We start from the raw sequence: 21284 nt of genomic DNA on the forward strand, positions 1-21284 counted from the left end.
TATCTGGGATAGAGTCATGGCAGAAACAATCAATCTTGCACGAGGAAAGGCGGCTGAGGTTGTGCTGTTGCCGCGTATGGCAAATAGGCACGGCTGTATTACCGGCGCGACGGGCACAGGGAAAACTATTAGTCTACAGTTAATGGCTGAGGCTTTTTCCCGTCAAGGCACTGCGGTTTTTGTGGCCGATGTAAAAGGCGACTTAAGCGGTATTGCCATGAAAGGCGAATCCAACCCCAAGTTGGAAGCCAGGTTACAAGAGTTGGGGCTACCTGCCCCCGAGTTCTCCGCAAACTCGGTGGTGTTTTGGGATGTTTTTGGTCAGTCAGGGCATGCCATACGCGCGACGGTGTCCGACATGGGCCCTATGTTGTTGGCTCGTATCCTAGAGCTCAATGACACCCAAGAAGGTATTTTGAATATTGCCTTCCGGTTAGCAGATGATGAAGGCCAACTATTGTTGGACATGAAAGATCTGCGTGCCATGTTGAATCACGTGACTAAGCGAGCCACCGAGCTGCGTGCCAAATATGGGAATGTGTCGGCCGCGTCAGTGGGGGCAATTCAACGTGCGTTACTGCGATTAGAAAGTGAAGGTGCAGAGCAGTTTTTTGGTGAACCTGCTCTAGATATTGCCGACTGGATTCGTACGGATGCGCAAGGCAAAGGTATGGTCAACGTGCTGATGGCTGACCGTTTAATACAGTCGCCCCGTTTGTATTCCGTGTTTCTGCTGTGGATGCTGGCGGAATTGTACGAGCGTTTGCCTGAAGTAGGCGATTTGGATAAGCCTAAGTTTGTGTTTTTCTTTGACGAAGCACATTTGCTATTCAATGAAGCACCCAAAGCCTTGGTGGAAAAAATCGAACAAGTGGTGCGTTTGGTTCGTTCCAAAGGGGTAGGCATTTATTTTGTGACCCAAAACCCATTGGATATTCCTGAAGCGGTATTGGGGCAGCTAGGCCATAGAGTGCAGCATGCCTTACGTGCTTACACGCCACGCGATCAGAAAGCAGTGAAAACCGCTGCACAAACCATGCGTCCTAATCAGGGGCTGGATATTGAGGCTGCTATTACCGAGCTAGGGGTAGGCGAGGCGTTGGTTTCTATGTTGGATGCTAAAGGGATTCCTACACCGACTGAGCGCGTATGGATGTATGCACCGGGCAGTCGTATTGGGCCAGCGTCTGATGCCGAGAAAAAGCAAATTCTGGCTGCTTCGTTATTTGGCCTGAAATACGATACCAGCATCGATAGAGAGTCGGCGTATGAGGTTTTGACAAAGCAAGAGCAAGAAGCCTCTCAGCAAGCGCAAGAGTCCACTGAAAAGAGCTCTGGGGTGGTGGGTATGCTGAATGACTTCCTGTTTGGTTCTACTGGGCCTAGAGGTGGTCGTAAAGATGGCCTGGTGCAAGCCACTATCAAAACAGAGGCCAGACGTGGTGCTACGAAGTTTTTACGTGGTGTGCTGGGTTCGTTGTTACGCAGTAAATAAGACTTAGCTTTGGTCAGGCTGTTTGCGCATGCCTGACCAAACTATGGCGCCCACAATGATGGTTCCGCCTAATATGGCTTGAATGCTAGGGTATTGAGCAAACAGTAAGGCCGCAAAGGCAATAGCGTAAATGGGTTCTAATGCAATGATAATGCCAGCGCTACGAGCATTAATACGCGTTAGGCTAGATACCAATAAGTAGTGCGACAGTGCTGTGCAGAATATACCCAGCATGGCCATCCAGAACCAGTCTGCGGCACTAGGTTGCCCCAAGTAGGGCAAAGCAAAGGGCAAGCACAAGAGTGTGACAAAGAGGTTTTCCCAATAGGCCACTTGTAGTGCGGGCATGTGTGACGCCGTACGTCTATTGATGATCGTAAAAAGCGCGAAGGTAAAGCCTGATAAGACTGCCCACAGTAAGCCTATAGTGGCTTCGGCGGCTAAATCGAATTCTGGGGGCACAAGGATCAATCCGAATGAGACCAATCCCAGAATCAACCATTCATCTGTACGAACGCGCTCACGCAGCACTAACCATTCACTAAGCGTGATGAATGCTGGGAAACTGGCAAACCCTAAGGTGGCGATTGCAATGCCGCCTGTTTTGACCGCAATAAAAAAACTGACCCAGTGTATGGCCAACATAATAGAGGCCAGCAACAACATGCCTGCATCTTTCTTGTTCAACCCCTCACTTAATCGTCTGCCTTGAGAGCGAATGATCAAAAACAGCACCATTGCCGCAAAAAAAGCACGGAAGGTGGTGATCATGATGGGATCGCTTTTGATCAACTCCCCCAGAATACCGGTAAGACCAAAAAGTACAGCGGCCAGATGGCTCTGAAGTAAGGCACGTTGATGGGTCATTGTCGAATATAGGTGAACAGGGTAGATTTAAGGGTTGAACAGTTAGTGATGCTTAAATCATAACGTAGAGACAGAAGGAGTTCGTCATGGGAACAGAAGTCAACGCAATACGTATAGAGAAAAATGGTGGTCCAGAGGTGTTGAAGTGGGTATCCGTACCTCTATCAGCTCCGGCTGACAATGAAGTATGCATTCGCCACAAAGCCATAGGTCTCAATTTTATTGATATTTATTTCCGTGATGGTTTGTATCCTAGTCCATTGCCTCATGGCTTGGGTTTTGAGGCCGCCGGTATTGTTGAGGCTGTTGGTAAAGATGTACATCACGTCAAAGTAGGCGATAGGGTTGCGTATGGCCAGGGGCCTCTGGGTGCCTATGCCGAAGCTCGTAATATTCCCGCTGATCGCGTTGTGCGCCTGCCTGAGGGCATTAGCTTTGAAGAAGGTGCCGCTATCATGCTGAAAGGGCTAACCGTTCAGTATTTGCTGCGCCAAGTGTATGACGTGAAAAAAGGCGACACCATTCTGTTTCACGCGGCAGCCGGTGGCGTAGGCTCGTTGGCATGCCAATGGGCAAATGCAATGGGTGTGCGTGTGATTGGTACGGCATCTAGCGCTGAAAAAATGCAGATGGCCAAAGACAACGGTGCGTGGGCAACGATCAACTACAGCACTGAAGATGTGGTGCAGCGCGTACGCGAGCTTACCGACGGTGCAATGGTTCCTGTGGTGTACGACGGTGTGGGTAAAGCAACGTGGGAAACATCACTGAAGTGCCTGCGACCTCGTGGTCTGATGGTGAGCTTTGGTAATGCGTCGGGGGCGGTAACAGGGGTGAATCTGGGCGTATTGGCACAGCACGGTTCGTTGTATGTGACACGTCCTATCTTGGCGAGCTTTGTGCCTACGCTAGAAACCATGCAAGCAGCAGCAGATGACTTGTTTGCGCAGATTTTGGCTGGCAATATCAAGGTGGATATCGGTCAGCGCTTCCCATTGCGTGACGTGGCCAAAGCACATGAGGCATTGGCATCACGTAAAACAGTAGGTTCTACTATCTTGACGCTGGACTAAACCAGCAACATACAAAAAAGCCGGATGCTCAATAAGAGATCCGGCTTTTTTTATAAGTTGCCACGCTTTATAGAGATGAATGCAGCGTGACGTACTTACTACCCATGAAGCATTATTAGTTGGCTTCTTGGTGGTATTTTTGCAAGCGCTCAACTTCTTTCTTGGAACCCAAAATTACACCGGTACGTTGGTGTAGATGTTCAGGTTGCAGATCCAGAATACGGCGGCTGCCATCTACCGATGCGCCACCTGCTTGTTCTACCAAGAAGCTCATTGGATTAGCTTCGTACATCAAACGCAGCTTGCCGTGACGCACGGACTCGCGGTGGTCGCGTGGGTACATAAAAATACCACCACGGTTCAGAATGCGATGTACATCAGCCACCATGGAAGCAATCCAGCGGGTATTGTAGTTTTTACCCAGAGGGCCTTCTTTACCAGCCAAGCACTCGTCGATGTAGCGTTTTACAGGGGCTTCCCAGTGACGCATATTCGACATGTTGATGGCGAATTCTTGAGTTTCTTCAGGGATACGGATGCTTTCTTGCGTCAACAACCACGAGCCTGTTTCACGGTCTAGCGTAAAGCCTACTACGCCTTGGCCAATAGACAAGATCAGCATGGTTTGTGGGCCGTAGACAGCGTAACCAGCAGCTACTTGTTGTGTACCAGCTTGCAAGAAATCTTGCTCAGTGGCCACACGGCCTTTAGCGGCTTCAGGCTGACGCAGAATAGAAAAAATAGTACCGATGGAGACGTTGACGTCGATGTTGGAAGAACCATCCAGAGGATCAAACAACAGCAGGTAATCGCCTGTAGGGTAGTGCGCAGGAATAGGGTGAGGTAATTCCATTTCTTCTGATGCCATACCTGCCAAGCAACCGATCCACTCGTTGGCATCCAGCAGCATTTGGTTGGAAATCACATCCAGTTTTTTCTGGATTTCGCCTTGTACGTTTTCGGTATCTTGGCTACCCAGCACATTGCCCAAAGCACCCTTGTTCACCGCTTGAGCAATAGCTTTGCAGGTGCGGGCGATGGTTTCAATCAGCAGACGCAGTTCGGTAGGAACGCTTTGGGTCTGACGTTCTTGTTCAATCAGATATTGAGTCAGGTTTTTTTTCAACGTAGTGCTCCGAGGGATCAGATATTTAGTGCTTTGCCAACGATCTCAGTCACGTTGGCAGATTGTGCCTGCTCTTGCAGTCGCAAAAAGGCGGTGTGCAAGGCATGGCGTTGGGGCTCAGCATAGTGCGCCCAGTTGTCAAAAGCACGTGCAAGGCGCGCGGCAATTTCAGGATTCAGCGCATCCAAAGCAATCACTTGCTCGGCCCAGAACTCGTAGCCTTCTACTTGATGTATAGCAGTGCTGTTATTCAAGCAGAATTGGAAAATCAGAGAACGGGCACGGTTAGGATTACGCAGCGTGAATGCTGGGTGCTGCATCAATGCACGTAAGGCGGCAACGTCCGTTTGGGGGGAGCAGGCTTGTACGCTAAACCAGCGGTCTACCACCAAGGGGTTGTGCTGCCATTTGGTGTAAAAGCTATCAAGATAGGGTTTACTGACCGAAGGCTTCGCATAATAGACTATAGCTTGCAATGCCGCTAGAGAGTCTGTCATGTTGTTGGCGTTTTCGTATTGCTGCTGTGCGGCAGCCAAGGCTTGAGCATCCGTTGTTGCGCACAGGTAATGCAACGCCAGATTTTTCAATGCTCTGTGGCCAGCTGACAAGGCATCAGGTGAGTAAGGCTGCTGTGGCAATTGATGTTGCGTAAAACGTTGTTGCCACAAGGAGGCCAAGCGTTCACCCAAATGAACCTGCAAACGATGACGCGCTTGTGCCAAGTCCAAAGGGCGCATTGGGTCTTGTAAGGTTTGCAGTTCGCGTACCGACGGCAGCGACAAAATACGAGCCAAGTAAGCAGGCGATAGGCTGTGGTCTTGCAGCAATTCTTCCCATACTTGCACAACAGCTTGTACGCTTGCGTGCGTCAGTGGTGCTGAGGTGTCAGTAGATAGCTCCAGCAAAGCCATACGGGCCAGTTGTTGTGCTGCTTCCCAGCGACCAAAACTATTGCTGTCAAAACGTGCCAATAGTTTTAAGGTGTCTAGGCTCTGTTCGTATTGCAGTTGTACGGGAGCTGAAAAATCACGCAATATGGACAACACGGGTTGGCTTTCCACGTGATCAAAGGTCCAGCTTTGCTCTTCTTTGTCCAGTTCTAGTAAGAACTCTGTATGACGCTCACCATTTAGCTCTACGCGTAATTCGTTGCCTTGACGATCTAACAAGCCCATCTTGATAGGAATCAGTAAAGGCAGTTTGGGTGTCTCTGCTGCATTCAAACGCTCTATACCCACGGCAGGGTTATGCTGACGTAGTTGTAGACGGTATTGACGTGTCTCAGCGTTGTAGTGCTCTTGTACCGCAACGGTAGGTGTGCCGGCTTGCTGATACCAACGACGGAATACCTCTAAGTTTTTGCCAGGGTGAGTACGGCTATATACCGAATCCATGGCGGCAATGAAATCATCGCAGGTAACGGCTTGGCCATCGTGGCGATGAAAGTATTCTTTAATACCAGCTTGGAAGTCTTCTTCGCCTAACAGTGTGTGCTGCATGCGAATCACTTCTGCGCCTTTTTCATAAATGGTGGCGGTGTAGAAGTTGCTGATTTCTTCGTAGCTCTCTGGGCGAATAGGGTGGGCCATTGGGCCGCGGTCTTCACTGAATTGGGCAACACGCAAGGTGCACACATCATCAATGCGTTTGACGGCTTTAGCGCTGGCAGCTTCTGCACTGTCTAAGCCTGCGGCCAACATATCTGCCGAGAACTCTTGTTCACGGAAAACGGTCAGACCTTCTTTTAGCGATAGTTGGAACCAATCACGGCAGGTTACACGGTTGCCTGTCCAGTTATGGAAGTATTCGTGACCAATGACTGCTTCTATGTCTCTGTAGCTAGCATCCGTAGTGGTTTGTGGATCAGCTAATACATAGGCAGAGTTAAAAACATTCAGCCCTTTATTTTCCATTGCACCCATATTGAAATCACGGGCGGCAACTACCATGTAACGATCTAGGTCCAGTTCTAAGCCAAAACGTTGTTCGTCCCAGCGCAGTGAGCGCTCTAGACTTTCTAGTGCCCAAGCGGTTTTATCGCCATCACCGGGGTCGCTATACACTTGCAATAGCACTTCACGACCGGAAATCGTATTGAGGCGTTTCTCGCGGCAATCAAAGTTACCGGCAACGACGGCAAATAGATAAGAGGGTTTTGGAAAGGGGTCTTCCCATACCACTTGTTGGCGACCGTCAGGCAACGTCTGAGAATCAATCAGGTTGCCGTTAGACAGCATCATGGGGTAGTGGGTAGCGTCGCCAATCAGAGTTACGCGATAGCGCGACATGACGTCGGGGCGGTCTGCAAACCATGTGATGCGCCTAAAGCCTTCAGGTTCACATTGTGTGAATAGCTGTTGACTGGATACATATAGCCCCATCAAGGCACTGTTTTGCGATGGGGAGCATTGGCTGACGATTTCTATCTGGGAGTGTTGTTCTTCTAGTGGGATGCGCAGCATTTGAGCATCAAGCGAATAACGCGATGCATCACAAAGCTTGCCGTTCACTTTAAGGCTGACCAGTGTCAGTTCTTCACCGTGCAATTCCAAGACCTGAGAGCCTGCTTGCAGCATAGATGCGGTGAATTGTGTGGTGACGGTAGTGAGGTCGTTATCCAGTTCCAGCGTCAGGCTGATATCTGGGATTTGGAACGCAAAAGCCTTCCAATCGTGGCGATTAATAGTAGGGCTGATTTCAGTACGCATGACGGATGAAGTGAAACAGGTGTGGGTCAGCCTTAATTGTAGTGCGAATAGCTAAGTTCTTCAGTATTGCTAACTGTAACCGCATTCAGCTGTATTTTGACGGTATGATGTGCGTGATGAGAATTTGCTAATTTTGTGCTGGTTTTTTAGGAACCATTTACATTAAAAGAGGCTGAAAATGGGCAAACGGATTTTTAGTGGAATGCGCTCCCTGATCTGGGTATTTGCTGGCCTGCTATTGACGGGTTGTGCAAATACATGGTCAGCCAAGGTGTCTAGCTTTGAGTTTTGGCCGGAAAATACGATGGGACAAACTTATCGTATTGAACCTGGTCCAGCGCAGGCCGGCAAAATAGAATATGAGTCTATTGCTGACACGGTACGTGCCGCAATGGGGCCTACGGGTTTAGTTGAAGGGGCTGAAAATGCACGCTTTATTGTGCATTTAGACTACAGCGATCAAAACAAAAAAGGGTGGGCGCAACGATTTGCCGATCCATATGTGGATGGCTGGGGGCCTTTCTGGCCAGGTTGGGGCGGTTATATGGGCTACTATGGCGGCTGGGGTGGTGGTATTTATTACAGCCCGCGCGTCGTGAATGTGCCTGTCGAGTATAAAGAGTACAGTTTGAGTGTGCTGATTCTGGATACTACTCAAGACAATAAAGAGGTGTATCGCGCTACGGCCGTAACCGACGATGATGGTCGTGGTCTGTTGGCAGAAATGGCCAGTTTGGCACAAGCGATATTTGAAGATTTTCCTGGTAGTAATGGCCAGGTGCGAGAGGTAAAAATAAAGCGCAAGTAAATGAATACTTGCGCTTTGGTAAAGTCAGACAGCTAATTTGATTTAATCTTTAATCAAAAAGCTGTCTCGGCTTTTACCAGCTGCTTCAGCGTCAGTAATCCAACGTGGTGGGCGACCACGGCCAGTCCATGTTTCACCTGTTGCTGGATTATGAAATTTTGGAGGCAGTGCGCTTTTGTTCGCACCTTCACCGGCTGTAGCGCTGCGGGTACCGCGACGGCTATAAGCTTCGGTGATTTCTTCCAAAGTAATATCGTAATCCACCATAGAACGGATGATGGAGTTGATTACAGGGCGACGCTGGCGTGTTTGCAGTGTGCGCATTTGACGCTGTAGCTTGAGAATTTCTTTCTCAATTTTTTGCTTTTCAGCTGTGAAGGACTCTTGTGGCATTATAGTTCCTTTGTTAGTTAGGGATTTGAATCTAGTGCAATCTTAAAATGAAGCTTTTTTAATTCTGAGATTTTTTGCACTAGTATGAAATTATAGTTTTTTTTTGAGCGCTGTAAATACTTAATTTGTTTTCGTTTAGGAAACCCGTAGTCATGCTTTCTTCATTTCAAGTTGCAGCTTTGCAAATGGTTTCATCATCTTTACTAGATGATAATTTGTACCAAGCCGAAAAGTTGATTCGCGAGGCAGCGGAGTCTGGTTGCCAATTGGTATCACTGCCTGAGTACTTCTGCTTTATGGGGCATAAGGACCGTGACAAACTTGCGCTGAAAGAGTCGGATGGCAATGGGAAAATTCAGAATTTTCTACATCAAATATCCAAAAAATATGCTATTTGGATAATCGCCGGAACATTACCTATAGAAACGGATGATCCAAATCGTATTTACAATTCATTATTGGTTTATGGCCCGGATGGTCAACGAATTACGCGCTACGACAAAATACACTTATTTAGTTTCAGCAAAGGCGCTGAATCCTATAACGAAGCGATTTCTATTCAGCCTGGAAAACCGGAGCCCCATGTGTTTGAGGCACCGTTTGGTCGAGTGGGGGTAGCGGTGTGTTATGACCTGCGTTTTCCTGAGCTGTTCAGGGCGATGGGCGACATACAATTATTAGTGATACCCTCTGCTTTTACCTATACTACTGGGCAGGCGCATTGGGAGATTTTGCTGCGTGCGCGTGCTATAGAAAATCAATGTTATGTATTGGCACCAGCTCAGGGCGGAAAACATGAAAATGGCCGTCGTACATGGGGGCATTCTATGTTGATTACTCCGTGGGGTGAGGTGCAAAATGTATTGGGTGAGGGGCCGGGATGTGTTTCTGGCGTACTTGACCTGGATTATTTACGACAAATACGGGAAAACCTGCCAGCGTTGGCACACCGTGTTATGTAATCAAGTTGTTTAAAGGATGTGCAGCATATATGAAACCGAGTAATCCAACCACTGAAGCGTTAGGAATTGCCCGATCTGTTTTGTTGGAGCCCTGGGGGTTAAACGAAGCAACTCTGGATCAAGCGTTGTCCGAAATCTTTGAGCATAAAGTGGACTATGCCGATTTGTATTTTCAATATACGCGCAGCGAAGGTTGGAGTCTGGAAGAAGGCATTGTTAAAGCAGGTAGCTTCTCTATTGAGCAGGGCGTCGGTGTTCGTGCGTTGTCTGGAGAAAAAACTGCGTTTGCGTATTCTGACACCTTGAGTCCAGATGCGTTGCTGTCTTCTGCTCGTGTTGTGCGTAGCATTGGCCGTCAAGGTCAAAACAAACGTGTAAAAGGATATGTGGCGCCAACGCAGGCGCAAGCCTTGTTGTATCCTGCGCAAGATCCTCTGCTTACCATGAGTGCTGCTGAAAAAGTGGCTTTATTAGAGCGCGTAGAAAAGCGTGCTCGTGCAGCAGATTCCGCTGTGATTCAAGTGATGGCCAGTTTGGGGGCTGAATACGATGTCGTGCTAATTGCAGGCAGTGATGGTCGCTTGGTGGCTGATGTTCGTCCTTTGGTGCGTTTATCGCTGAACGTAGTAGTGGAGCGAGACGGTAGACGCGAAATGGGCTCATCCGGTGGCGGTGGTCGTTTTGGTCTGGCGTATTTCTCTGATGAGATTATTGATCAATACGTAGAGCAAGCTGTGGGTTCCGCCATGCGCTCGTTAGAGGCTGTGGCTGCACCAGCAGGGCAGATGACGGTAGTGTTGGGCTCGGGCTGGCCCGGAATCTTGCTGCATGAAGCAGTAGGCCACGGTCTAGAGGGTGACTTCAACCACAAAGGCTCCAGCATGTTCTCGGGCCGTATCGGTGAAAAAGTCGCTGCCTCTGGTGTAACGGTCATTGATGACGGTACTTTGGCTGATAGACGTGGTTCCTTGAATGTGGATGACGAAGGTAATCCCACCCAACGAACCGTATTGATTGAAGATGGTATTTTGAAAGGCTACATGCAAGACAGCCGCAATGCGCGCTTCATGAATGCCCCGTTAACCGGCAATGGCAGACGCGAGTCTTACGCTCATGTACCTATGCCGCGTATGACCAATACCTACATGCTCAGTGGTCAGCATGAGCACGATGAAATTATTGCATCGGTGAAAAACGGTATTTATGCCTCTAACTTTGGTGGCGGCCAAGTAGATATCACCAGCGGCCGATTTGTATTCTCTACTTCAGAAGCGTGGCTCATTGAAAACGGTAAGTTGGTGTGCCCAGTTAAAGGTGCAACGCTGATTGGTAACGGTTTTGATGCCATGAATAAAGTCAGCATGATTGGTAATAACATGGCGCTGGATTCAGGCGTGGGTACATGCGGTAAAGAAGGACAAAGCGTGCCAGTGGGGGTGGGGATGCCAACACTGCGTATTGACGGTCTGACCGTTGGCGGTACCGGCGGCTAACAATAGCGCTTGGTCTGTGTAGTACAGAATGCCGAGCATCTATATGTTCGGCATTTTTTTGAACCGTTTAGGCGGTACCATTTGACTAAAATTATTAGAAGTCATATTATTTCAGTTCAAACTATTTTTTTGTTTTGGGTTATGTGTTGTCAATGAAGACTGAAGATGGATACGATTTGCGCATTCTACGTGCACTGCGCATGATTACTCGTTCTATTGCACTGCACTCACGTCAATTGTCGGCGTACAACAAAATCACTGCTCCGCAGTTGATCTGTTTACGTGCGGTTATTGATAAGGCGCCACTGACGGCTACGGCTATTAGCCGTGAAATGCATGTCAGCCCTAGTACGGTTGTTGGCATTCTGGATAGATTGGAAGACAAAAATCTAATCCGTCGTGAACGCGGTAAAGAAGACCGTCGTATCGTGTATGTCACCCCTACTGAAGAAGGTATTCAGTTAGCGAAAGACACACCTTCCCCATTGCAGAAGAAATTAGCGGATGCGCTCAATGATTTGCCTGAGCAAGAAAGGGCGACTATTACCTTGTCATTAGAGCGCATTGTTCACTTAATTGATTCGGATCCTGAAGTGGCCTCTGAGCCGTTGGATTCCATCACACCAATTCTGGAGGTCCCGGTCGGGGGTGTTCCTCCCGAATCCGGGTTGGTCGTGTGAGTGATACCACTACTACATTCGTAACATCAGCCAAGTCGGCGTCGCCGGCTAAATCGGCGGAGACAGACGCAGATTTTGTTCTGCGTGCCCCGTCAGAGAAAGACGGGGCACGCATTCATCAACTCATCAAGGCGTGTCCACCCTTGGACGTAAATTCACTGTACGCCTATCTTCTTCTCACCACGCATTTTTCGCAAACCAGTCTAGTAGCAGAGCAGCAGGGCCGCATCGTCGGATTTGTGTCTGCCTACATTCCTCCCTCTAAATCTGATGTGCTGTTTGTATGGCAAGTTGCTGTGCATGAGCAGTGTCGCGGTCACGCGTTGGGTATACGTATGCTCAAACGATTGCTGCGGCGGGCTGCACTTGCGCGCATTCAGTACGTGGAAACGACGGTTAGTCCTGATAATCCCGCTTCTCGTGCCATGTTCGCACGGGTAGCAGAGCATTACTCCACCGCCATCAATGAAGAGGCTTGGTTTGGTACAGAGCATTTTGGACCACAGCAACATGCAGAAGAACCGCTGCTGCGCATTGGCCCCTTGCCAACGCGTACAGCAATCTAAGGCACCCCGTTAGAGGGTGACATTTATCACGGTGTGTGTAAGACCTACCTGGCTATCAGGTGGGAGGGAAACATGCACCCTAAAAAAGGAGAACGAACTTGTGACCGATCTTAAAATTTTTGAAACGATGGAGTCCGAGGTACGTGGTTATGTACGGTCTTTTCCCGTGGTATTTAGCAAAGCAAAAGGTTCCATACTCTTTGATGAGCAAGGCAAACAGTATGTGGACTTTTTTAGCGGTGCTGGCACGCTGAATTACGGCCATAACAACCCTTTTCTGAAACAGAAAATTATCGACTACATTGCCGCTGATGGTGTATTGCACGGTTTGGATATGGCAACTAGTGCTAAACGTGCGTTCATGCAGGCGGTAGAGCGCCATTTGTTGCAGCCACGTGGATGGGACTATGTACTGCAATTCACTGGACCTACAGGAACCAACGTGGTGGAGGCCGCGTTAAAACTGGCACGACAGGTCAAAGGTAGGAGCAATGTGGTGTCATTCACGCATGGTTTTCATGGGGTGAGCAGTGGTTCGCTGGCAGTGACTGCCAATAGAAAATTCCGTGAGGCTGCTGGTGTGGCGCTGGGTAATGTGACTTTTTTGCCTTATGACGGTTACCTGGGCCCAGATGTGAATACGCTAGCCTACTTCGAGCGCATGCTCACCGATCCTAGCAGTGGTTTAGATAAGCCTGCGGCGGTGATTGTGGAAACCGTGCAAGGTGAAGGCGGTGTCAATGTGGCGACCAAAGCGTGGCTGCAAGAACTGGCAGGTTTATGCAAGCAGCACGATATGTTGTTGATCATTGATGACATACAAGTAGGCTGCGGTCGTACCGGTAACTTCTTTAGTTTCGATGGTATGGGCATAGAGCCTGACATGATCACGCTATCCAAATCGCTATCGGGTTTTGGTTTGCCTATGTCGCTGCTACTTTTAAAGCCTGAACTGGATGTGTGGAAACCGGGTGCGCACAGTGGCACCTTTAGAGGGAATAACTTAGCGTTTGTAGGGGCCACCCATGCGTTAGAACACTACTGGTCTGATGGGCAGTTTGTGCAACAAACACAGCAAAAGGCCGATCGCGTAGCGGATTTCTTGGAAAACATTGTGCAGAGTCACCCTGAAGCGGGGCTGAGTGTACGTGGGCGTGGACTGATACAGGGCTTGGTGTGTACGCCAAATGGCTTGGCTGAACGTATTACGCAAGGATGTTTTGAGCGAGGTTTGGTGATTGAAACCGCCGGTGCGCAAGACGAAGTGGTGAAGGTGTTGCCAGCACTCACTATTGAACATGAGGTATTGCAACAAGGCCTGGCCATTCTTGAAAACAGCGTGACCGCTGCGCTGTCTTAACCCACTAACCTAAGGAGAAAGAACATGATTGTGAGAAATGTAGAGGATGTAAAAGGCACTGCTGATGAGGTACGTACCGACAATTGGGTAAGCCGACGCGTCTTGCTCAGCAAAGATGGTATGGGATTCTCGTTTCATGAAACGGTGATTTTTCCAGGTACCGAAACACACATTCATTATCAGAATCACTTGGAAGCAGTGTGGTGCATAGAAGGTGATGGGGAAATAGAAACCATCAAAGATGGCAAGAAGTACGCGCTGCACGATGGCGTGGTGTATGCCTTGAATGAGCACGACGAGCATTGGCTGCGTGGTGGTGAAAAACCGCTGCGGGTAATTTGTGTATTTAACCCGCCCCTAACAGGTCAAGAAGTACACGATGAGAAGGGGGTATACCCCTTGCAGTCTTCCTAAGTAGCCAGTGGAGGTGATGTGATGAATGTGTTGGTAGCAGATCCTTATGTGTCACGAACGGACCGCGGTGGTGCGCTGATTGTGCGTCAGGAACCGGTGGTGTACGAGCAAGGCGAGTATGCTCAAGGGCTGACCGCGCAACAATTACAGCGCTACGAAGAGCAGGGGTTTCTGGTTCTGGATGGGGTGTTTGATGCTGACGAAGTGCAGCAACTCTGGCAAACCTTGCAGCAGCTAGAGAGCGATCCTCAACTACGCAAACGCCCTGAATGCGTGCGAGAGCCGAATAGCCAAATACTACGATCCGTATTTGGTGTGCATTATTTGGCCGAAGCTGTAGCACAGATGGTCCGGGATCCTAGGGTACTGGATGTGGCTAAGCAGATTTTGGGGTCGGAAGTGTATGTGCATCAGTCACGCATTAATTTAAAGCCGGCGCTAAATGGCAAAGAGTTCTACTGGCATTCTGATTTTGAAACATGGCACGTAGAAGATGGTATGCCAGCTATGCGGGCAGTGAGTTGCTCGGTACTGCTGACGGATAATACGGCGTGTAATGGACCTTTGATGTTGATTCCGCAATCTCATAGACAGTTTGTGAGTTGCCAAGGGGAAACACCAGAGGAAAACTACAAAACCTCTTTGCGCCAGCAAGAGGTAGGCGTTCCGGACGAGCTGAGTCTGCGCTTGCTTACGGATCAAGGCGGACTGCAGGCGGTAGAAGCTAAAGCAGGCTCAGTGGTGTTCTTTGATTGCAATACGCTGCATGCCTCAGCGGGGAATTTATCGCCATGGCCGCGAGCCAATGTATTCGTGGTGTATAACAGCGTAGAAAATCAGCTACGCCAGCCTAAGTATGGTTTGGCACCACGTCCTGAATATGTGGCTGCTAGAAAGCATGTGCAGCCATTGATGTAGCAGTTAGTACGATGCTGAAAAAAGAACAGGCCCGACAATCGGGCCTGTTCTTTTTGTGGGTAATGGTAAGAGATTACGCGTGTTGCAAAAAACTGCTTAAAAACTCTTGTGTACGGGCTTGCTGTGGCGCGCCAAAGATTTGCTCTGGCGGGCCTTCTTCTACCATTTTCCCTTGATCAAAAAAGCACACACGATCTGATACCTCTTTGGCAAACTGCATTTCGTGCGTGACCAATAAAATGGTCAGATCATGCTTAGTACTCAGGCGTTGAATCACGTTCAGTACTTCACCTACTAACTCAGGGTCTAGCGCAGACGTGGGCTCATCAAATAGCATGATGTTAGGGCGCATGGCTAAGGCTCTGGCGATGGCTACCCGTTGTTGCTGTCCACCTGATAGTTGGCAGGGAAATTTATGGGCGTGATCAGACAGTCCTACTAGCTCTAAATACTCTTCTGCTCGTTTGTCCGCTTTCTCTTTGCTAAGACCCAATACGTGCCTTGGTGCTTCAGTGATATTGCGTTTCACAGTCATGTGGGGGAAGAGGTTGAACTGCTGGAACACCATCCCCATTTCTTTACGCATCTCTCGTAGGTGAGGGGCACCGGCTGGTTGCAGCTGATCATTGTGTAGTTGGTGCCATAAAGGTTTTCCAGCTACCCAGATTACGCCATCTTGTATGTTTTCTAGCGTCATTAGTATGCGTAAGACGGTGGATTTCCCTGAACCAGAGGGACCAATGATGGTGACCTTCTCGCCGCGCTTGACCGTAAAGTCTAATTGGTCCAATACGGTGTGGTCGCCAAAGCGTTTGCTGACACCTTCAAATCGTATGATGTCGTCGGGGGCGGGGATAGAGATAGTCATTTCAGTGGAATTCCTTCTTTTGGTAAACGTTGATCCAGTAGCCGTATCAACCATGAGGCTACCAACGTCATCAACAGGTATAGGCCTCCCACCATAGAGAGGGGGATCAGATAGTTAAACGTGCGGTCACCTATGATTTTGGCGACGTTCAACATTTCTAATACCGATACTACCGATAGCACCGGCACGTCTTTCATAATCGAAACTAAATAGTTACCTAAGGCTGGAATGACCCGAGGGATCGCTTGGGGTAGCACCACAATAACAAAGGTGCGCAGTGGTGCAATATCCAGTGCGCGGGCCGCTTCTAGTTGTCCTTTAGCCAGCGATTGAATGCCTGCTCTATAGACTTCGGCGGTATAGGCGCTGTACTGCAAGCCCAACGCTAAGGCACCTGTTAGAAAAGCAGGTAGCACTAGGCCGTAGTCAGGTAGCACGTAATACAGAAAGAATAGTTGCACCAATAAAGGGGTGTCACGTATGAATTCCGTCAGAAAGGTGGCGGGCCATGATATCCATTTGAAGGGAGCGCTTTTCAGGCCAGCGAGTACCAACCCTAACAGTGCCGCGACAACAAAGCCTAAGAGTGTGGCTTGTAGTGTGACCACCATCCCTTGCAATAGAATGGGCAGAATAGATTCGGCAAAAGCCCAGTTGGAGCTGGTGTCCCAGGTATAACCAAATAACATTAGAGTTCCCCCTGACGCCAACGCGAAACGTAGCGTTCTACCAGCTTGATGCCTGCCGTTAAGACCAAGGCCATTCCAAAATACATCAATAGCAGTAGGCTGTAGATGGTGGTGCTGTCTTGAGTGAAATTGCGTATTTGTTCGGCTCTGAACACGAGATCGCCCAAACTAATGAGGGATACCAATGCTGTGTCTTTAAGGTTTTGAACCGCTAAGTTGCCAAAACTGGGCATCATTTCAGGGATGGCTTGGGGTACGCTAATGCGCCATAGGGTTTGGCGTGGTGTGAAGTCTAAGGCGAGGGCGGCTTCCAATTGAGTAGGGGGTACCGCTTGTATAGCGCCACGCACGACTTCAGCACCGTAAGCGCCTATATTCAACGATAGGGCTAAGGTGCCAGCCACCACGGCAGGAAGGCGTAGATCCATGCCTAGATAATCGCCTAGCACGGGTAAAGCGAAATAGAGCCAAAATAATTGCACCAGTAGTGAGGTGCCTCGGAATATTTCTATAAAGGCGATGGAAACGCTTTTCAGTACCCAGTTTGAGGAGAGCTTGCCTAGCCCAAAAGCAAAGGCAAAGATCAGCCCCAATACACTGGAGTACAGCGTTAGCTGTACCGTAACCCAAGCCCCTTCAAGTAACGGGGGCAAATAACTAAGCCAATCCATGTCAGCCAGCGCACAACTGTTCAGTAGTGCGCTCGTTAGATTGACTCATGTCGGTATCGCTGAACCCGTAGCGCGAGAGTATGTCTTGCCATTCTGGTGTGTTTTTAAATGAACGCAGTTCGTCATTCACTGCATCACGTAGGCTTTCGGAATCTTGGGCAAAAGCAAAGCCCCCCCAGCTACGCACTGGTTCGCCATCAACAATGGGATCTTTAAATTCGGCCGCTGGTTCGACTTTATCGCTTTTGGAGGCAAGTTCACTGACGGTTAAGCTGGTGGCGGCATAGGCATCAGCGCGCCCAGTGGAAACGGCAGAAATAGCATCAGCATTATTAGCCAGTGTCACCAAACGGCTTTCATCTACCCCTAAAGCTTGCATCATTTCTAATTGGTCAGCGCCGGCCATGATGGCAATAGTGTGATCACCGTTTGCGAATTCCTCGTAGGTATGCACATCTTTCGGGTTGCCTTTAGCAACCAGTAAGCCTTCGCCATACGAGCTGTTGGGGTTGGAGTACAGCACTTGTTTGCAGCGCTCAGGCAAGATGGCCATTTCGGCTGCCACCATATCGAAACGGTTTGCTTGCAGGCCAGGGATAAGCGAGCCGAAGTTGGTGGTGACCCATTCAATGCGTTCTACACCCAAGTTTTTCATGATGGCGGCGGCAACCTCCGGGCCAGGGCCTTTGGCTTCACCGTTCATGTCCATATAGCCGTACGGGATTTCGTTGGCGACGGCAATACGCACAGTGCCGCGTTTTTGTAGGTCTTCCACGCTGACAGCGTGAGCAGGAAGTAGGGCGGCACTACCCAAAGCAAGTGATAGGGCCAAAGCTGAGCGAAAGAGAGGACGTTTCATTGCAAACTCCTTGTAAGTATTCATGCAGATCAAGCAAGATATGCAAATGGTTTCCACTGCAATCGTACAGTAAAAAATGATTTCAGTTCAAATTGTATGTATAGATAATAATTAGGGTTGACATAGTGTGCGTAAATGAACCACGCGCCAGCGCGTACACTTTTCTGCAGAAGGGTGTTGCGCTTTGTTCAATTTATCGTTGTAGTGCTTTTTTCTTTGTGCTAGCATGATTGAATGCTTTTACAGAAATCTTATTTTTTCGCTTACTTTTTTGCTTTTCCGAGGCCGCTGGCGCTAGGAAGGATGTCTGCTACACACGCAAACTAGTAAACGAAATCCTTAAAAAAGCCGCCAGCAAAAAAGGCGGCTTTTTTTGTGCCGCATTTATTTGCTACCGGCACTGTTCAATGGAGTGAAATCGTGTCGCACAATACAGATGATCTGCGTATTAAAGAAATTAAAGAGCTTTGCCCGCCTGCCCATGTCATGCGCGAGTTCCCATGTTCTACCGAAGTGGCCTCTACCGTGCACAAAACACGCCGTGAGGTTCACGACATCTTGCATGACAAAGATGACCGACTGGTAGTAGTGATTGGGCCTTGCTCCATTCACGACACTGCAGCCGCTATGGACTACGCTCGTCGTTTGCAGGTAGAGCAGCAACGTTTCAAAGATGATTTGCTGATTATCATGCGTGTGTACTTTGAGAAGCCTCGTACCACCGTGGGTTGGAAAGGCTTGATCAATGACCCCAATATGGATGGTAGCTTCAACATCAACCAGGGTCTGCGCACTGCACGTGAGTTGTTGTTAGAGGTGAACTCGTTAGGTTTGCCTGCTGGTTGCGAGTTCTTGGACATGATCACTCCGCAGTACATTGCTGATTTAGTGTCGTGGGGCGCGATTGGTGCTCGTACTACAGAAAGCCAGGTTCACCGTGAGTTGTCTTCTGGTTTGTCTTGCCCAGTAGGTTTCAAAAACGGTACAGGCGGTAGCACTCGTATTGCTGTGGACGCTATTAAAGCCGCAGCATCACCACACCATTTCTTGTCCGTAACTAAAGGCGGTCACTCTGCCATTGTGTCTACTACTGGCAACCAAGATTGCCACATCATTTTGCGTGGTGGTAAAACCGCTAACTACGATGCAGAAAGCGTAGAAAAAACCAGCCAAGAAATGGAGTCCAACGGTTTGCGTGCTCGTATTATGATTGATGCTAGCCACGCGAACAGCAACAAAGACTACCGTCGTCAGCCTGAAGTCATTAACGAGATTTGCGAACAAATCGAAAATGGCGACGAGCGTATCTTTGGTGTGATGGTAGAAAGCCACTTGGTGGAAGGCCGTCAAGATTTGGTAGAGGGCCAAGAGTTGACCTACGGTAAAAGTATTACTGATGGTTGTATTGGTTGGGAAAGCTCCATTGCAGTAATGGAGCGTTTGGCACAAGCACGTCGTACACGTCGTAGCGTGTTGGCAGCCAAACAAGAGGCTGGTGCAACAGCCTAAATAGGAAACGGTAAGGTGTTATGCAGCATTCATCCATGAAAAAAGGTCGTGTAGTAGTGGGGATGTCCGGTGGTGTGGACTCCTCGGTAAGTGCTTGGCTGTTGAAGCAGCAGGGCTATGAAGTGATCGGCCTCTTCATGAAAAATTGGGAAGACGATGACGATTCTGAATATTGCTCGTCTAGGCAGGATTGGCTAGACGCCGCCAGCGTAGCAGACCTGGTTGGCGTTGATATTGAAGCCGTAAACTTTGCTGCGGAATATAAAGACCGAGTATTTGCAGAGTTTCTGCGTGAATACTCGGCTGGTCGCACACCTAATCCCGATGTGCTGTGTAATGCGGAAATTAAGTTCAAAGCGTTTTTGGACCATGCTATGTCCCTAGGGGCAGACCTCATCGCGACTGGGCATTACGCTCGTGTGAGAGCGGTTGAGGAAGCTGGCCGTACGCAGTACCAGTTGTTGAAAGGCTTAGATAGCAGCAAAGATCAAAGCTATTTCTTGCATAGGCTAAATCAGGCGCAATTGTCGCGTACCTTGTTCCCCTTAGGTGAACTGCCTAAAACCGAGGTGCGTCGTATTGCTGAAGAACTGCAATTGCCAAATGCTAAGAAAAAAGACTCTACCGGTATTTGTTTTATTGGTGAGCGTCCTTTCAGAGAGTTTTTGAATCGCTATCTACCTACAGCACCAGGCCCTATCAAAACCCCAGAAGGGCAGGTCTTGGGGCAGCACGTAGGATTGGCTTTCTATACCTTCGGGCAACGCAAAGGCTTAGGTATAGGTGGTATCAAAGGCCATCAGAATGCAGATGGTACGGCTGATGCATGGTACGCCGCGCGCAAAGATCTGGAGAACAACACCCTTTACGTGGTGCAAGGACACGATCACCCGTGGTTGTTGGATCGTCAATTAAAAGCAGATCATGTGAGCTGGATTTCCGGGGAAGCACCCGCCAAAGGTATGTACGCTGCTAAAACACGCTACAGACAACCAGATGCTGAATGCATGTTGATGCAAGGCGATGACCAAACGTTGTCGCTGGAATTCACAGAACCACAGTGGGCCGTCACTCCCGGCCAATCGGTGGTGATGTATGACGGTGATGTGTGTTTGGGCGGTGGCCTAATAGGCTAAAGCGCTAGTACAGAAAAAAGCACTGTGTAAATACAGTGCTTTTTTTTTAGGCTTGTTGCGGAGGAACTGTGCTGGAGAACGATGGGCGTTCTAACAGTTTCTCGTGCAGACGATCTAGGTTTGGGAAGGACTCGCGCCAGTTGATGCTGGGTAGTCGAAGATCCAGAAAACCCAATGCACAGCCTACAGCAATATCAGCTAAGGTGAAGCTGATGCCGGTGCAAAATGGCTGCTCGCCTAATGCCGTGTTCATGTGCTCAAGAGCGGCATGAATTTTGCCTTCTTGTCGGGTAACCCAATCTGCATAGTACAGCTCAGGTGGGCGACGATTGCGCTCTATATGAATAGCAACAGCTGCATCAAGCAGACCGTCAGCAATAGCTTCCCAGCATTTGGTAGCCGCACGCTCACGACCTGATTGTGGAATCAGTCTACCAACGGGGGAAAGCGTATCCAGATATTCAACGATTACGCGTGAATCGAACAGGGAACTATCGTCGTCAGCCAACAGGCAAGGAATTTTGCCTAGGGGGTTATAACGACTAATGTCGGAATCAGCTGACCATACGTTTTCCAGTATGAGCTCATGATCCAATTTTTTTTCTGCCATCACTACCCGAACTTTGCGGGTATAGGGGCTTGTTAGAGAACCGAGAAGTTTCATAGGTATTACATCAATCTAATCCGAG

General features: G+C 49.0%; 21 protein-coding genes. 12 read left to right on the plus strand and 9 right to left on the minus strand.

Going from position 1 to position 21284, the window contains the following annotated elements; translation table 11 throughout:
* Window positions 1-16: 16 nt before the first annotated feature.
* Window positions 17-1495 carry a helicase HerA-like domain-containing protein gene (locus tag ACLO87_RS05015; protein WP_135864698.1) on the plus strand — a complete coding sequence of 493 codons (1479 nt, stop codon included), beginning with the start codon at window positions 17-19 and terminating at the stop codon, window positions 1493-1495.
* Window positions 1496-1498: 3 nt separating this feature from the next.
* Here the strand turns inward: ACLO87_RS05015 and ACLO87_RS05020 are convergent, their stop codons facing one another.
* Window positions 1499-2362, minus strand: a complete 864-nt coding sequence (locus ACLO87_RS05020) for a DMT family transporter (RefSeq protein ID WP_430222934.1) — start codon at window positions 2360-2362, stop codon at window positions 1499-1501.
* Window positions 2363-2448: 86 nt separating this feature from the next.
* Here ACLO87_RS05020 and ACLO87_RS05025 point away from each other — a divergent pair, with 86 nt between their 5' ends.
* Window positions 2449-3435, plus strand: a complete 987-nt coding sequence (locus tag ACLO87_RS05025; RefSeq protein ID WP_135864694.1) for a quinone oxidoreductase family protein — start codon at window positions 2449-2451, stop codon at window positions 3433-3435.
* Between the two features lie 115 nt (window positions 3436-3550).
* Here the strand turns inward: ACLO87_RS05025 and ACLO87_RS05030 are convergent, their stop codons facing one another.
* Both ACLO87_RS05030 and pepN read right to left on the minus strand, forming a co-directional pair.
* Entirely contained in the window at window positions 3551-4561 is a 1011-nt protein-coding gene (locus tag ACLO87_RS05030; RefSeq protein ID WP_430222935.1) for a class 1 fructose-bisphosphatase, read from the minus strand.
* 17 nt (window positions 4562-4578) lie between these two features.
* Window positions 4579-7269 carry an aminopeptidase N gene (gene pepN / locus ACLO87_RS05035; protein ID WP_135864691.1) on the minus strand — a complete coding sequence of 897 codons (2691 nt, stop codon included), beginning with the start codon at window positions 7267-7269 and terminating at the stop codon, window positions 4579-4581.
* Window positions 7270-7471: 202 nt separating this feature from the next.
* Here pepN and ACLO87_RS05040 point away from each other — a divergent pair, with 202 nt between their 5' ends.
* The gene (locus ACLO87_RS05040; protein ID WP_430223724.1) at window positions 7472-8077 is read left to right on the plus strand and encodes a DUF4136 domain-containing protein; all 606 of its coding nucleotides are present in this window, start codon (window positions 7472-7474) and stop codon (window positions 8075-8077) included.
* Window positions 8078-8119: 42 nt separating this feature from the next.
* Here the strand turns inward: ACLO87_RS05040 and ACLO87_RS05045 are convergent, their stop codons facing one another.
* Window positions 8120-8470: an H-NS histone family protein gene (locus tag ACLO87_RS05045; protein ID WP_430222936.1), complete on the minus strand. Its 351-nt coding sequence runs from the start codon at window positions 8468-8470 to the stop codon at window positions 8120-8122.
* Between the two features lie 152 nt (window positions 8471-8622).
* Here ACLO87_RS05045 and ACLO87_RS05050 point away from each other — a divergent pair, with 152 nt between their 5' ends.
* From ACLO87_RS05050 to thpD, 7 genes are all read left to right on the plus strand, one after another.
* Complete coding sequence (locus ACLO87_RS05050) at window positions 8623-9432, plus strand: carbon-nitrogen hydrolase family protein (protein ID WP_430222937.1); 810 nt, start codon at window positions 8623-8625, stop codon at window positions 9430-9432.
* A 29-nt stretch (window positions 9433-9461) separates the two neighbouring features.
* Window positions 9462-10925, plus strand: coding sequence for a metalloprotease TldD (gene tldD, locus ACLO87_RS05055; RefSeq protein WP_430222938.1), 1464 nt, complete (start codon window positions 9462-9464; stop codon window positions 10923-10925).
* A gap of 152 nt (window positions 10926-11077) precedes the next feature.
* On the plus strand, window positions 11078-11605 hold the full coding sequence (locus tag ACLO87_RS05060; protein WP_135865395.1) for a MarR family winged helix-turn-helix transcriptional regulator: 528 nt from the start codon (window positions 11078-11080) through the stop codon (window positions 11603-11605).
* 80 nt (window positions 11606-11685) lie between these two features.
* The gene (gene ectA, locus ACLO87_RS05065) at window positions 11686-12171 is read left to right on the plus strand and encodes a diaminobutyrate acetyltransferase (RefSeq protein ID WP_430223725.1); all 486 of its coding nucleotides are present in this window, start codon (window positions 11686-11688) and stop codon (window positions 12169-12171) included.
* A gap of 100 nt (window positions 12172-12271) precedes the next feature.
* On the plus strand, window positions 12272-13531 hold the full coding sequence (ectB, locus tag ACLO87_RS05070; RefSeq protein ID WP_430222939.1) for a diaminobutyrate--2-oxoglutarate transaminase: 1260 nt from the start codon (window positions 12272-12274) through the stop codon (window positions 13529-13531).
* A gap of 24 nt (window positions 13532-13555) precedes the next feature.
* Entirely contained in the window at window positions 13556-13945 is a 390-nt protein-coding gene (locus ACLO87_RS05075) for an ectoine synthase (RefSeq protein WP_135865401.1), read from the plus strand.
* Window positions 13946-13966: 21 nt separating this feature from the next.
* Entirely contained in the window at window positions 13967-14863 is an 897-nt protein-coding gene (thpD, locus tag ACLO87_RS05080; protein WP_135865402.1) for an ectoine hydroxylase, read from the plus strand.
* 73 nt (window positions 14864-14936) lie between these two features.
* Here the strand turns inward: thpD and ehuA are convergent, their stop codons facing one another.
* From ehuA to ehuB, 4 genes are read right to left on the minus strand one after another with little or no spacing between them, the layout of a single operon-like run.
* Window positions 14937-15731, minus strand: coding sequence for an ectoine/hydroxyectoine ABC transporter ATP-binding protein EhuA (ehuA, locus tag ACLO87_RS05085; protein WP_135865404.1), 795 nt, complete (start codon window positions 15729-15731; stop codon window positions 14937-14939).
* Window positions 15728-16420, minus strand: a complete 693-nt coding sequence (gene ehuD / locus ACLO87_RS05090) for an ectoine/hydroxyectoine ABC transporter permease subunit EhuD (protein ID WP_135865407.1) — start codon at window positions 16418-16420, stop codon at window positions 15728-15730. The genes ehuA and ehuD overlap by 4 nt, the downstream gene beginning before the upstream one ends.
* Complete coding sequence (ehuC, locus tag ACLO87_RS05095) at window positions 16420-17091, minus strand: ectoine/hydroxyectoine ABC transporter permease subunit EhuC (protein ID WP_135865409.1); 672 nt, start codon at window positions 17089-17091, stop codon at window positions 16420-16422. The genes ehuD and ehuC overlap by 1 nt, the downstream gene beginning before the upstream one ends.
* A gap of 1 nt (window position 17092) precedes the next feature.
* Window positions 17093-17950: an ectoine/hydroxyectoine ABC transporter substrate-binding protein EhuB gene (ehuB, locus tag ACLO87_RS05100; RefSeq protein WP_135865410.1), complete on the minus strand. Its 858-nt coding sequence runs from the start codon at window positions 17948-17950 to the stop codon at window positions 17093-17095.
* Window positions 17951-18367: 417 nt separating this feature from the next.
* On the opposite strand from ehuB, the gene aroG reads away from it, so the two are divergent.
* On the plus strand, window positions 18368-19459 hold the full coding sequence (gene aroG, locus ACLO87_RS05105) for a 3-deoxy-7-phosphoheptulonate synthase AroG (RefSeq protein WP_430223726.1): 1092 nt from the start codon (window positions 18368-18370) through the stop codon (window positions 19457-19459).
* A 20-nt stretch (window positions 19460-19479) separates the two neighbouring features.
* Window positions 19480-20595 carry a tRNA 2-thiouridine(34) synthase MnmA gene (gene mnmA / locus ACLO87_RS05110; protein WP_430222940.1) on the plus strand — a complete coding sequence of 372 codons (1116 nt, stop codon included), beginning with the start codon at window positions 19480-19482 and terminating at the stop codon, window positions 20593-20595.
* A 46-nt stretch (window positions 20596-20641) separates the two neighbouring features.
* Here mnmA and ACLO87_RS05115 read toward each other — a convergent pair whose 3' ends face one another.
* The gene (locus tag ACLO87_RS05115) at window positions 20642-21259 is read right to left on the minus strand and encodes a glutathione S-transferase C-terminal domain-containing protein (RefSeq protein WP_135865665.1); all 618 of its coding nucleotides are present in this window, start codon (window positions 21257-21259) and stop codon (window positions 20642-20644) included.
* Window positions 21260-21284 lie beyond the last annotated feature (25 nt).

The sequence above is a fragment of the Paenalcaligenes sp. Me52 genome (genome assembly GCF_050487965.1).
Lineage (GTDB): Bacteria > Pseudomonadota > Gammaproteobacteria > Burkholderiales > Burkholderiaceae_B > Paenalcaligenes.